At 42.7% G+C, this 13,253-nt stretch carries 13 protein-coding genes; 9 read left to right on the top strand and 4 right to left on the bottom strand.

Features of this window, described 5'->3' with window-relative positions:
- Positions 1-21: 21 nt before the first annotated feature.
- Both KEJ24_02365 and KEJ24_02360 read right to left on the bottom strand, forming a co-directional pair.
- The gene (locus tag KEJ24_02365) at positions 22-678 is read right to left on the bottom strand and encodes a thioredoxin family protein (protein ID MBS7646670.1); all 657 of its coding nucleotides are present in this window, start codon (positions 676-678) and stop codon (positions 22-24) included.
- A 12-nt stretch (positions 679-690) separates the two neighbouring features.
- The gene (locus KEJ24_02360) at positions 691-840 is read right to left on the bottom strand and encodes a hypothetical protein (GenBank protein ID MBS7646669.1); all 150 of its coding nucleotides are present in this window, start codon (positions 838-840) and stop codon (positions 691-693) included.
- Positions 841-1,046: 206 nt separating this feature from the next.
- On the opposite strand from KEJ24_02360, the gene KEJ24_02355 reads away from it, so the two are divergent.
- The 9 genes from KEJ24_02355 (at position 1,047) to KEJ24_02315 (ending at position 11,525) form a co-directional block, all read left to right on the top strand.
- Positions 1,047-3,023: an aldehyde ferredoxin oxidoreductase family protein gene (locus tag KEJ24_02355; GenBank protein ID MBS7646668.1), complete on the top strand. Its 1,977-nt coding sequence runs from the start codon at positions 1,047-1,049 to the stop codon at positions 3,021-3,023.
- A gap of 139 nt (positions 3,024-3,162) precedes the next feature.
- The gene (locus tag KEJ24_02350) at positions 3,163-4,080 is read left to right on the top strand and encodes an NAD(P)-dependent oxidoreductase (protein MBS7646667.1); all 918 of its coding nucleotides are present in this window, start codon (positions 3,163-3,165) and stop codon (positions 4,078-4,080) included.
- 13 nt (positions 4,081-4,093) lie between these two features.
- Entirely contained in the window at positions 4,094-5,476 is a 1,383-nt protein-coding gene (locus KEJ24_02345) for an FAD-binding oxidoreductase (protein ID MBS7646666.1), read from the top strand.
- Positions 5,477-5,484: 8 nt separating this feature from the next.
- Positions 5,485-6,708, top strand: a complete 1,224-nt coding sequence (locus tag KEJ24_02340; GenBank protein MBS7646665.1) for a (Fe-S)-binding protein — start codon at positions 5,485-5,487, stop codon at positions 6,706-6,708.
- 124 nt (positions 6,709-6,832) lie between these two features.
- Positions 6,833-8,191, top strand: a complete 1,359-nt coding sequence (locus KEJ24_02335; GenBank protein ID MBS7646664.1) for an ABC transporter substrate-binding protein — start codon at positions 6,833-6,835, stop codon at positions 8,189-8,191.
- A gap of 72 nt (positions 8,192-8,263) precedes the next feature.
- On the top strand, positions 8,264-8,986 hold the full coding sequence (locus KEJ24_02330) for an ABC transporter ATP-binding protein (protein MBS7646663.1): 723 nt from the start codon (positions 8,264-8,266) through the stop codon (positions 8,984-8,986).
- Positions 8,987-8,995: 9 nt separating this feature from the next.
- Positions 8,996-9,706: an ABC transporter ATP-binding protein gene (locus tag KEJ24_02325; GenBank protein ID MBS7646662.1), complete on the top strand. Its 711-nt coding sequence runs from the start codon at positions 8,996-8,998 to the stop codon at positions 9,704-9,706.
- A gap of 1 nt (position 9,707) precedes the next feature.
- Entirely contained in the window at positions 9,708-10,577 is an 870-nt protein-coding gene (locus KEJ24_02320) for a branched-chain amino acid ABC transporter permease (protein MBS7646661.1), read from the top strand.
- A gap of 3 nt (positions 10,578-10,580) precedes the next feature.
- Positions 10,581-11,525, top strand: coding sequence for a branched-chain amino acid ABC transporter permease (locus tag KEJ24_02315; GenBank protein MBS7646660.1), 945 nt, complete (start codon positions 10,581-10,583; stop codon positions 11,523-11,525).
- Between the two features lie 120 nt (positions 11,526-11,645).
- Here the strand turns inward: KEJ24_02315 and KEJ24_02310 are convergent, their stop codons facing one another.
- Positions 11,646-12,089, bottom strand: coding sequence for a CBS domain-containing protein (locus KEJ24_02310; GenBank protein MBS7646659.1), 444 nt, complete (start codon positions 12,087-12,089; stop codon positions 11,646-11,648).
- A gap of 132 nt (positions 12,090-12,221) precedes the next feature.
- The gene (locus KEJ24_02305; protein MBS7646658.1) at positions 12,222-13,223 is read right to left on the bottom strand and encodes a hypothetical protein; all 1,002 of its coding nucleotides are present in this window, start codon (positions 13,221-13,223) and stop codon (positions 12,222-12,224) included.
- Positions 13,224-13,253 lie beyond the last annotated feature (30 nt).

The following is a 13,253-nucleotide window of genomic DNA, read 5'->3' as shown; positions in this document are numbered from 1 at the left end:
CAGCACTCCTTTGAAGGTTGGTTAAAGCACGTACTCTGGACGACGAGCAGCCAGCAAAACATGTTCTAGGAAAACATCTTCTGGAACGGCTCCAAGAAATTCCACTTTCTCGTTTATAACCGTCTTCGGTACGCCCATGACCCCATACTTGTGTCCAATGTGGGGAAACTCGCTGACGTCAATTACGTCAGCCTTGATCATGTCGCTTTCAATAGCAAACTTGAATGCTAAACTCGCCACGGCAGGGCAGTAGGGACAGGTTAAAGTGACGAAAACTTGGATATGAACAGGCGTTTTTACGCGTTTAAGTTTCTCTCGGGTCTCTTCAAGAATATCTGCCCTACCTCGCGAGACGCTGATTATGCCGTCTAGGAGAGTTCCAAACTCGTAGCCGTAGGGTAAACCATAGAACCTTAAACCATAATCCTTTTCGCCTACAATTGCAATGGCTGGAACTTTGTCTATGCCATAAGCTTTAGCCTTGTCAGCGTCAGCCACATAATCATAGACTTCAAGGCGTATCTTGTCACTTAGACCAGCTAATTCTTCAATGAGGCTTCTGGTCTGCGCGCAGTACGGGCACTCGTACTTTTGCGTAAAAACAATAAGTCTAACGGGATTCTGCAGTCCACTGGCAAACTCTTCTTGTAAATGCCTCTTATGTTCTTCAGAGATCATGCAGAACCACTTTCAACGCTTTATCTCTATCCTAATCTCCTTCCAGTCCCTTTTAATACCCTGCAAAGCGCTGACAGCTCCAACAATAGTCCCGCCCAAAATCTCAATCACGAACTTGTTTAGGCTTATCTCTTCACCATCCACAAGAAGCTTAACATCCAATGCAACCACACCAAATAGAGTATCTAAAAGGGAGTAAAAACTTTTTGGAGGACTGCAACTTGCTTCCCTATCAAAGCGTTTAAAGGTTACTAACCAGTCTTCCTCAGTGACGTTATGTTGATAAAGACCGTTAAAGGGAAAAGCCTATAAAGGCCAGCAAGGACAAAGATTTGCCCGTCATGGATGAATAGGTTCGGGGTTGTCAGGTGATTCAAGGAGGATTTACCGGCTACTTTCTTGACGTTAATCTGAATTCTGGTGATATAAAAAAGAAGTCTATTGAAGGCCGCTTAATTAGAAAGTTCATCGGAGGCACAGGCTTAGCCACAAAACTGCTTTATGATGAGGTTGGGCCTGATATAGACCCCTTTGACGAAAGGAACATTCTCATAATTACAGCCGGTCCGTTGATCGCCACCGGAGCGCCTATGGCTTGTCGGACTGATTTGATAACTAAATCGCCGCTTACCGGCCTAATTGGATGCTCAAATGTTGGCGGTTTCTGGGCGACCCACTTGAAGAAAGCTGGCTATGATATGATAATTCTGAGAGGCGAGTCTAAGAATCCGGTTTATCTGTGGATTAATGAGGATTCCGTGGAAATACGTGACGCAGGCCACCTATGGGCCAAGCGTGACACGTTGGAAACCACCGACGAATTGAAAAAGGAGCTTTCTAAGGAAGTCGATGACGAAGAAATAAGTGTTATGGCCATCGGTCCGGCTGGTGAGAACCTAGTCAGATATGCATGTATAATGGTTGACAAGTATCATGCAGCTGGACGTACCGGCTGCGGAGCGGTCTTAGGCAAAAAGAAGGTTAAAGCAATAGCAGTTCATGGCAAAAAGAAAGTACAAGTAGCAAAGCCAAAGGAGTTTAAGGATGCAGTGAATGAAGCTTTAAAACGTATAGTTTCGGATCCTTCTTATAAAACTTGGAGCAACTATGCCTCCCTTCCAGTGTCTGAAGGCGCCTTTAGAAAGGGGGTGCTTCCTGGGAGAAACTGGCAAACCACGGTTATTGAAAACTGGCTTAAAACAAGAACCCTTGAAGCAATTGTGCCTTATGTCACACCAAGGGGTCAAGTGGACTTGAGGAAGATAGGTTGCGCAAACTGCCCTGTTCAATGCTTCCATCAAGTGGAGGTTAGAGAAGGCAAGTTTAAGGGGTTAAAAATAAGCAGTGGGACCTTCATAATGCCCGTATTCGAATTTGGCGCAAAATGTGAAATAAATGATCTCCCAGCGATATGGAAATGTAAGGAACTATGCCACAGATTCGGATTAGATATAGCTTCTGCTGCGTGCGCCGTCGCTTTTGCTATGGAACTATATGAGCGGGGTCTAATAACCGAGCGTGATGCTGGTTTGCAGTTAAAATGGGGAGATGCTGAAGCAGTTTTTGAAATGCTCCGTAAAATAGCATTTAAAGAGCAAATCGGAGGACTACTTGCTGAAGGCATTATTAAAGCTGCCGAAAAAATAGGGGGAGACTCAAAAAAGGCAGCTATAGCCGTTAAAAAAATGGAGTTGATGGGCAACGATCCAAGAGTTGGAGCAGTCGCTTGGAACATGGGCATACTGGTCAATCCAAGGGGTGGGGACAATGTTAGAACCACGCATTTCGGAATTGAGGGGAAATTTTTCTGTAAGGAGATTGAAGACAAAAAGTTAGTTGAATGGCTAGATATGCCGAAAAAAGTGAAAATGGAAATTTTCGGCGACCCACCAGTGATAAACGATTCACTTTACAAGGGAAAAGCCCTAATGACAAAATGGTATTCTCTGCTGACAACAATCATGAATGCATTAGGCATGTGCATATTTGCTTCCATGTCCTTAGACGCCCTTGGCCCATCGCACTATGCAAAACTATACACGACAGCAACGGGAATAGACATGAGCGCGGAGGAACTCATGAAAGCAGGTGAACGAATATTTACACTCCAGAGAATGTATAACATTCGCATGGGCGCAACAAGGGAAGATGATGCATGGCCATCACGTTTTTATGAACCATTGCCTGATGGGCCGTCCAAAGGGAAAACCATCGATCGAAACCTCTTAGAAAAAACTTTAGAAGAGTTTTACAAGCTGATGGGTTGGCAAAAAAATGGTACACCCGCCAAAGAAAAGATAAAGGAACTAGAATTGGAAGAGGAATATGCACTATTACAACAATGAATTAACTTTGAAATAGTTAAAACTCGCTTCGTAAAAGGAATAATCTTAAACCTTTGCCTCCCAAATTTGTCACTTATCCGCGTAAAAACTTATATTTAAGTCTTCGTTTCTAACCAAACCTCTCTGGAGGTCGATCTAAATGAACTGTTTAGTAATTGGAGGAACAGGCTTTGTAGGATCTCACCTTGTTCGCAGACTCTTAAACGAAGGGGTGGAAGTTATAACTCTCAGCAGGTCGGGAGATCCCTCCAAGATTATTGATGTCAAAGAAAAGGTCAAAATTGAAAGGGGCTCAATTACTGAGATAAATGAGATAATGGATGTTGTGAAAAAATATGATGTGCAGTATATGGCCTATGTGGCTGCTGAAAGGCCTCCATGGACACCTTCTAGTGTTGTAAAGACGATGATTGAAGGTTTCCTAAATGTTCTGGAAACTGCTAGGTTGATGGATATAAAAAGGCTTGTTTGGGCTAGTTCATATTCTCAACTGGGTCCACCAAATCTTTATTCACAATCTAGAGTGGATGAAGAAGCGCCTTTAAGACCTAAGGTTGGACATGGTATAAGCTATGTAGTCAACGAGTTTAGCACCCAATTTTACAGGGAAACCTATGGCTTGGACATTTTGGGCTTAAGGCTTGGCCTTGTTTTCGGTCCCGGACGTGATCGACTGGGCTTCATGGATATACTTGTATCTCTCTTCGAGGACGCGGTGCTAGGTAAGAAAGTTGTAGTGTCGAAGGGTGATACCAGGATAGTTCCACAGTATGTTAAGGAGGCAGCCAACGTTTTATGGTTCGGCCTCAACGTTAAACGTTATGAACACTGTATTTTTAACACATGTGATGAGGCGGTTTCACTGAGGGATTTAGCCAACTATGTTAAAGAGCAATTGCCTAACGCCCAGATAGAAGTGCAACCCGGCGACGAGACGCCTAGAGTTTTGGTTGATGCCAGCAGAATAAGAAAAGAGTTGAATTATAAGCCAAAATACACCGTGAAAGATGGAGTGGCTGACTACGTCAATTATTTAAAAAACACTGTCAAAAAGTAACGTGCGGGTTTTCATGGAAAGCGCGAAAAAAATTGAGGAATTAAAGGGCATTGTCGGCGCAGATAACGTTCTAGACAGCACCCCGGCAATGTTAACATATACAAGGGACGCTACGCCTCTGAAAGGCGCAATCCCTATTGCTGTCGTTCGGCCCAATTCAACGGAAGAAGTGCAAGAAATAGTTAGGTGGGCTAACAAGACCAAAACCCCTCTATATCCGAGAAGCGGTGGCACGAGTTTATGGGGCTCTGTACCAGCAAAAAACGGCGGCGTGATCGTTGATTTGGCCAGAATGAACAGAGTAATTAACATAGATGAAAGTACACTCTCATGCATCGTCGAGCCCGGCATAACTTTCAGCGAACTTGAAGCGGTGCTCGGTAAACGTGGATTCAGATTTTTGATGGCTCCTGAAAATGGCATTAGCGGAACCGTCGGCGGCAATTTTGTAACTCATGGTACCGGGTGGGGTGCAGGGCCATACTTCTCAAACATGGGTGATACCGTTATTGGTTGTAAGGTGGTTTTACCCACAGCAGAAATTATAACGACAGGCTCAATGGCTAATCCGAAAGCTCACGGCCACTTTTACAGGTATGCCTTAGCCAATGACTTAACCGGGCTTTTCTGCGGATCAGAGGGCACACTCGGCATTATAGTAGAAGTTGCCCTCAAAATAGAGGAGCTTCCTGGAGCGATGGGATTTGCTACATTCGGGTACAAAGATATAGAGGACGCTGGCAAAGCCATTTACGCAGTTCGCAGAAGCAGGATACCGACGATATATACGTACTTATCTCCGGGGTGGACTCTGGACAAACTCTTTCCGGATAAAGCACCGTGGCTTCACACCATAAAATTTGTGGTAGAAGCCAACACACAAGAGGAGCTTAAAATTGAAATGGAAAGATTGATGAAGATTGCCGGAGAGAAAGGCACTTATTTAGGGCCTGATCTTTCAAGGGACACGTGGAATGAAAGGTATAGGTGGGTAGGCCTATTCGGATACAAACTCGGCATGAGAGTTATCTTGCCAATGCATGTGCCTGTGGGCGAAATAGGCCAATACTATAAGGCAATAGAGAAACTTGCAAAAGAGGTTAAAGAAAACTTCGGACTCACGGTAGGCGCAGGGGGCTTCCTTTGCGACAGAAGCTTGGTCGCGGTTGTCGTTACATATTTCGATCCCAGCAACACCGCGGAGGTGGAAAAAGCTTTGAAAGCATGGAACTTTCTAAAGACAAGCCTCATGGAAATTGGAGCATGCCCCTATAGAATGGGAACTTTATGGGCTGACCAAATGCACAAGTTCGGCGAATACTACACATTACTGAAGAAGATTAAGAGTGTAATTGATCCTAACGGAATTATGGCCCCTGGAATACTCGGCTTGTAGGTGTCAAAATGGTTTTGGAGAATTTTGCTAAGCAAATATACCGATGCGCAAGAGTTAGCTGGTGCAAACATCCAGTGTTCAACGACAGAGGCATAAACAAAATATGCCCGCTACATGAGTATCCAAAACATTCATGGGAAAGCTATTCGATCAGAGGAATCTTAAGCGCTGCGCAAGCTCTTCTGGAAGGTCGTATAGCTATTGATGAAAAGTTTGCTGAAATAATTTATAAGTGTAACCTTTGCGGAGGATGCCACGAAGTCTGCGTGATTCATTTCCCCGTATTCATGAAAGTTTCAGAAATCGACGAACTTGATCACGTTAGTATTGTTGAGGAACTCAGACGAATATGTATTGAAGAAGGATTTTTGAGGATTCCAGCCCATAGAAACGCCCTTGAAAGTCTGCTGCGGTACGGGAACCCATTCAGTATTGCAAGAAAGGAAGAGAGGCTTAAGTGGACAGAGGAGTTAGGATTCCAAGTTAAACGCTTGCCCAGACAAAAGGCTGATGTTTTATTATACACCGGCAGCATGTACGCTTTAGAACCACTTGTCCGCGACGCTATAAAATCCATTGCACGGGTTCTAAACAAAGCCAATGTTGATTTTGGCCTGCTTGAAGATGAGCTAGACGACGGCTTATATGCGGCACAACTTGGAGAAAGCGGACTGTTTGAGGAACTTGCAGAACGAAATATTAAAATTTTCAATGAAATTGGCGTAAAAGAGATAGTTACACCAGACCCTCATGCATATAATGCGTTTAAACGATATTATCCACGTGTGGGAAACATCGAAGCTGAAATATTCCACATCACTGAATACGTGGATATGCTTGTGAAAAATGGAAAATTGAATCTTGGAAAACTACCCGAAGAGACTGTGACATATCATGATCCTTGCAATCTTGGAAGATTATGCGGAGTCTATGACGCGCCCAGAAATATCATCAAGGCTATTGAAGGATTAGATTTCAGAGAAATGGAGAGAAACAAAAACTATGCATGGTGCTGTGGTGCCGGTGGGGGAGTCATGATGGCCTATCCAGAATACATGACGTGGACAACGAGGGAGAGAATTAAGGATGTTACATCAGTAGAGGCTTCAACTCTAGTTACTGCATGTCCATGGTGCGAGTATGCATTCAAAACAGCCCTTGAATCCGCGGGGTCAACTATACAAGTAAGAAATATTGTGGAACTCGTAGAAAAGTCAGCAAAACTAGGATGAAACACCTTATCTCTATTGCTTCTCCTACTTCAGAGGCTTATCTTATAAAAAACCAGATTATGATGGAAGTAAATTTTTATATAGGGCTTTTCCTAATGTAAAAGGCTTCCAGGTGGTCATGGACATGAATACTCGTGCTATAACAAAGCTTCAAGCAGCTATCATTGTTGTGATAGTTGTCATAGCGATACTAGGAGCAGTTTACTACTATCTTACGACCACTACCTCTACCACGCAAGGCCCACCTGCCCCTGATTCTATAAAAATCGGATGGGTTGCTCCGCTAACGGGAGGCGCAGCTGCACACGCCAAACCTGTTCCATGGGTTGCCCAAAAAATGAAGGAAGCCATCAACAAAGAGGGTGGAATTTATCTGGCGGAGTATGGAAAGAAAATACCAGTAGACATAATTCTCAAAGATTGTCAAAGTGATTCAAGCATTTCCGCATCAGTGGCTGCCGACTTAATAACCAAGGATGGTGTTCACCTGCTAATTGCGACTTTCACTCCAGCCTTTGTACTGCCAGCAGTTACGCAAGCTGAAAAATATGGAGTACCCTGCCTCTCGTCAATGTGTCCTATCTTATCGTGGGCTGAAGGCGGACCATATGAATGGACATTCAACGTTCACTACGCAGAAAACATCATGATTGAATCTCAAGTCAAGTTAATTAATAGCCTCATAAGCAAAACAAATGGAGTAATAGGTACTCTCTATCGAAATGATGTTGACGGAATAAAGTTCTACAACATCTTTAGAGACAGAATTGATGCAAACAGAGTGCCTTACACAAAGATAGTGCATCCCGGATTCCATGACGTGAACACAAAGGACTTCGGATCTGTTATTCAGCAATTTAAAGCTGAAGGAGTTGAAATAGTCATAGGTAACAGTGGAACTACAGAGTTTAACGCCTTCTGGACACAAAGCCAAGAGCTCGGATTCAAGCCAAAATATTTCATATCATCAAGAGGATTCAACACCTACACACAAATTAAGACGCTGGGCGGAGATCTGCCACTAGGAATCATGTGTGAATGGCACTGGAGCAGGGAACTACCATTCAAGTCAAGCATAACCGGGCAGAGTGCAAGCGAGTGGGCTGACCTATACGAACAAGAAAACAATGAATTTTATCAAGCGAGTATAGGCTTTCTGCACACGCTCTTTGAAATAGCTGTGGATGCTTTTACTAGGGCGGGGACTGTTGACAGAGAAAAAGTGAGGGATGCCATAGCTGAAACTGATTTAGACACAATTTTCGGCCACATCAAGTTCAAGAAGGCAATACCAACCGATTTACAACCTCTGTTTGCAAACTATCCAGGTGTCGTTACAATGAAGGAGCATTGGCATTCGGTACCCGTCTTCATAGGGCAATGGGTCAGAGGGACAAAGTGGGACTGGGAAAACGTCATAGTTTACAACATGTTTAAGGATGTGTCCGTAACAGTTCATGAGCCAATACCCACAGGGGGATAGTCCAATCTCTCCCTCATTTTTTATTTTCCAAGCGGCAACTAATTTAAACTGTGTAATGGGGCGTCATTATAATTGATACTTGAGGTCAAAAATTTAACAAAATCCTTTGGATGTGTAACCGCTGTTAAAAATTTTAGTTTTGAACTTGGTAAGTCGGAAATTTTGGGTTTAATAGGCCCAAATGGTGCTGGTAAAACAACTCTTTTCAATCTTTTGTCCGGTGTTATAAAAGCTGATTCCGGAAGAATAACCTTTCTTGGACATGACATTACCAATATGCCTCCGTACAAAATTTGTAAACTTGGGCTGGCTAGAACCCATCAAATCCCAAGACCGTATGGAAAGCTTACCGTGCTGGAAAACGTCATGATTGGCAGCTTATTTGGACCTGGAAACGACATTAAAACCGCACGGGAAAAAAGCTTAAAGCTTCTCAACCTTGTAGGACTGCAAAATAAAGAGGCAGTACCCATAGGTGGATTAACCGCCTTCGAAATCAAAATGTTGGAGATTGCGAGAGCATTAGCTGCTGAACCAAAGTTGCTATTGCTTGATGAACCGTTTGCCGGGTTAAATCCCGTCGAAATTGACAATTGCAAGGAGCTTGTAAAAAAGGTTAGGGATGGTGGAGTTTCTGTTATGCTGGTGGAACACAACATGCGAGCGATACGCGGGACAGTTGATCGTGTTCTTGTGATGCATCAAGGTGAAAAAATAGCAGAGGGCACTTTTGAGGAGATAGCTAAGAATCCAGAGGTTATAGACGCGTATCTTGGAAGTTTACCAGTCTCGTAGGGGATGAGAATGTTAGAGGTATTAGACCTTGAAGTATATTATGGCGACCTGCACATTCTATGGGGCTTGAACTTCAAGGCAAAGGATAAGCAGATAACAGCCATAATTGGCCCTAATGGTGCTGGCAAAACTACACTTTGCAAAACCATAGTAGGTTTAGTTTCACCTAAATCCGGGTCAATAATCTTTGAAGGTGAAAAAATAAATCATCTATCACCAGCTGAGAGAATTAAAAGGGGTATAACAATACTTCCAGAAGGAAGACGTTTATTTAGCAATTTAACTGTTAGGGAAAATCTTGAGTTGGCTTTCTATCCCTTCAAAGAAGAGAGAAAGAAAATGCAAGACCGCTTGGAGCAAGTATTTAACATTTTCCCAATTCTGAAAGAGCGGCAAAATCAACTTGCCTGCAAATTAAGCGGTGGCCAACAACAAATGCTTGCCATTGCAAGGGCGTTTGTTACGAATCCAAAGCTATTATTAATAGATGAATTATCGCTTGGTCTCGCGCCGAAAGTTTTCCTAAACTTGTTGGATATCGTTAAGAAAATCCGGGATATGGGCGTAAGTGTTATATGTATAGATCAAAATGTTAGGCAGATTCTTGAAGTTTCCGATTGGGCATATGTGCTTGAAGGTGGCAGAATAAGAATGGAAGGTGAACCTAAGGAACTATTGAACAGCGAATATGTTTGGAAAACGTATTTGGGGGGTCATTAAAATGGACGTGCTGATCTTGATATCTCTGATAATTCGAGGCATAACTTTGGGCGGAGTTTTTGCATGTTTAGGTCTAGGTGCCTTCATATGGCGTGGCGTGATGAGAATTGTTAATTTGACACATGGAGATTACGCTGTTCTCTCTGCTTACCTATGTTTTGTCTTCTTAACATTTTTCGGGTTAGATCCACTTCTTGTAATGCCCGTAGTGCTTGCTATAATGTTCTTGCTGGGATTTGGCGTTCAAAAATTTCTGATCAACAGATTTCTTCCAGGGGACATAACTAGAGTAGTTATCATAACCTTTGCTTTAGGCTTCATTGTCAAGAACGCATTGCAACTAATTTTCACAGTTGACGAAAGAAGCTTATATCTTGAGCATTATCGTCAAGCTGTAAGGTTGGGCTTCTTGGAAATTCCCCTTTTGTATTTGATAAGTCTAGCATTAGCTATTGTTGTGTTCGTTGCGCTTCACTTATTTTTGAAGAAAACGTTGCTTGGCAGAGCTATGAGAGCTGTTCCTGTGGATGCTGAAGCGGCTAAAATGTTGGGAATAGACCCTAAGCAAGTTTATAATTATGCGATGGGACTAGCTACGATGCTGGCTGCAATAGGCGGCACAATTTTAGGATTACTTTACCAGTTTTCTCCAGCATCGGGTTTTGAATACATGAGCCTTGCTATTGGAGTAGTTATAATTGGGGGATTTACACACGTTAAGGGCACAATTGTTGGCAGCTTGATTTTGGGGTTAGTTTATGTTCTGGCAGGTTTCTTTTTTGGCATACTCTATCAGACTGCCGCAGTGTATTTAGTTATCACAGTCACTCTCTGTATACGTCCTACAGGAATTTTCAAGAGTGAGGAGTAAGTGATGAAAAGCATTATTGTACATCCCAAAGCCAAGCAAATTACCCTTACGTTAATTGTAATCATGGCATTACTATCAATGATTCCCTCCGTAGCGGGTAAGATTGTTTTGATGGATCTTGTCTTAATTCTATTTTACATAGCTGCGGCTCAATGGTGGAATTTCATGTCATTTCACGCTGGCATGGTTTTTCTGGCCCCTCAAATGTTCATGGCCATCGGAGCATATACTGCAGCTATTGCAATGATACGTTACAACGTTCCCTTTTGGGGTACGTTTCTCTTATCTGGAGGAATTGGCGCTCTACTCGCTGCAGGTTTATGTATCCCGCTACTTAGAATGAAAGGCATGTACTTTGCTATAGGAAGCATCATTGTTAGTGAACTTTTTTCCAAAATTTTCAGCGCATGGGATTACGTTGGCGGCGGGGCGGGCATAACCCTTCCAAGTAGACTTTCTCTTCCCCTTCCTCTTTTGTATTACTGGGCGCTATTGCTAGCTTTTATCTCAACGATAGCTGTATACCTTCTTTATAAATCCAAAATAGGATACGCTTTAAGAGCCATAGGCAGTGATGAATTAGCAGCATCCGAGTTTGGGATAAACATTTTCACTTTAAGAGCATTATGCTTTATACTAAGCGCTATTTTCTTAAGTCTCTCAGGAAGCATCTACATACAATATACAAGTTATATAGATCCATTTGTCGGTTTCTCAGCCCTCTGGTCTATCACTATAATATTCATATCATTTATAGGTGCGCATGGTAGAATACTTGGCCCAATTTTAGGCTCAATAATCTCCGTTGAATTAACAAGTCTCACAACGGGGTTCACCGGATTAACTCCACTCATACAAGGAATAGCAATATTGGCCATACTGTTCCTATTTCCAAACGGAGTTTGGGGCTGGATTTCCAAAAAGCTAAAAATTCCCACCACAATTTAAATGGTATTCAATTTTTAAACTTCTAAAGATGACGCAACTAGACACTTAAACGCTACAAAATGGACATTAAAAGCTGAAATGTTTTAGGGAGCATAACAAAAAGGAGGAGTTAAAGACAAATCAGCTTTTCTTAGTAATTAGCGTGTTTGTAGGCGGGCTCATCATGCTCAAGGCCACAAATGTGTCAAGAGTTCCTCTCATTAGGTCTCTTTGTGTTACTATGCCCACAATTTTTCCCTTTTCTGCAACCAATAGTCTTCTAACACCTTTCTCTATCATCAGAGATGCAGCTTCACCAAGTTTCGCATCTGCGTCCACCGTTATAAGCGGCTGACTCATTATCTCTCCAACAGACACCTTTCGCGTGCAAAGTTCCTTTGGACAAACTTTCTTCATGATGTCTCTTTCTGTCAATATTCCAACAGGCTTCCCCTTTTCCGTGACCACCACCGCACCTATGTCTTTTTCAACCATTAAGTTAATAGCCTTTATAACGGGCTCTGTTTTCTCCACAGATATAAGTCCTTCAGTCATAACATCCCTTACTCTTACGGCAATTGGCATAACACAAACCTCACTGAGAGGTACACTTAGATTAACATAATAACAATTATATAAAATATAAAAATTTTCAAAATCTGCAAATCAACATTTTAATTCTGAAGAATTTTAATGTATGAAATAAAGAGTTTAACTTTATGGCATGCTGATGAAAAATTCCTCATATGGGTCTTCGGCTTTTTCTGGAAACCGTTTTACCCTTCCGCCTACCGTAATTGTGCGACTTTTGTCCTCTGTGAAAACTCCTATGCAATGAGCTTTCAATTTATATTTCATTAACAGTTTTTCCACTTCGTCTTTAACCTGCGGGTCGACGGCGACTAGAACTGCGCCTGTTGAAGACATGGAGAGCAGTTGTCTATTTGAAAGACCAAAAACTTCTTTAAGTTTTTGGGCTTCTGGGCATATTGGGATTTTTTCGAATTTGATTTTGAAACCAAGTTTTGAGGCTTCAGCCATCTCGTTCAGCGAAGCCGTCAATCCACCTTCTGTCAAGTCATGCATGGCATGGACGCCGTTAATTTCCGCCAGTGCAAGCGCCTCCTCAACACAACTTTGAATCGTTATAAGCCTCCTTAAATCGCGAGTTCGCTTGGCTCCAAAAATTTTTTCAGCTAAATCTCTCTTCATCAAGGCGAGGTTTATGGCTATTTCTAAACCCAGAGGTTTCGTGCAGATGATCAAATCCTCTGGTTTAGCGTTACTAGGTGTTTTAAGCTTCTCCTTTTCTACGGTGCCATAGGCCGTGCAGACTCCCACGAGTGTTGACAGGCCATTATATGTGCCCGTGTGTCCTGTCACTATGGCCATGCTCAATTCTTCGGCTGCTTTGCATGCTTGCCGCATAATCTTTTGGAAGATTTTAGGTTTTGTCTCTAAGGGTCCGAGGAGATTTATGGTGCAGAATTGGGGTTTCGCCCCGAAAATAGCTACGTCTGAGGCTGCATAATTGATTAGGAGCCATCCAAACCATTTTTCCGGCACACTTATGCACGGGTCTGTGGAGACGACAAGCCACTTGTCGCCTATCCAATGCACTCCAGAATCATAGCCGAGCATAGGTGGGACAACGACGCGACTATCCGCCTTAACACATTTCAACAGTTTTTCAAGGTTTTTCGGGTCAAGTTTTCCCATGTTATTTTTCCCTTAGTAGTTCTATGCCGT

It is taken from the genome of Candidatus Bathyarchaeota archaeon (assembly GCA_018396705.1).
GTDB lineage: Archaea > Thermoproteota > Bathyarchaeia > Bathyarchaeales > Bathycorpusculaceae > DRVP01.
This window is presented reverse-complemented; position numbering and strand designations above follow the sequence as displayed.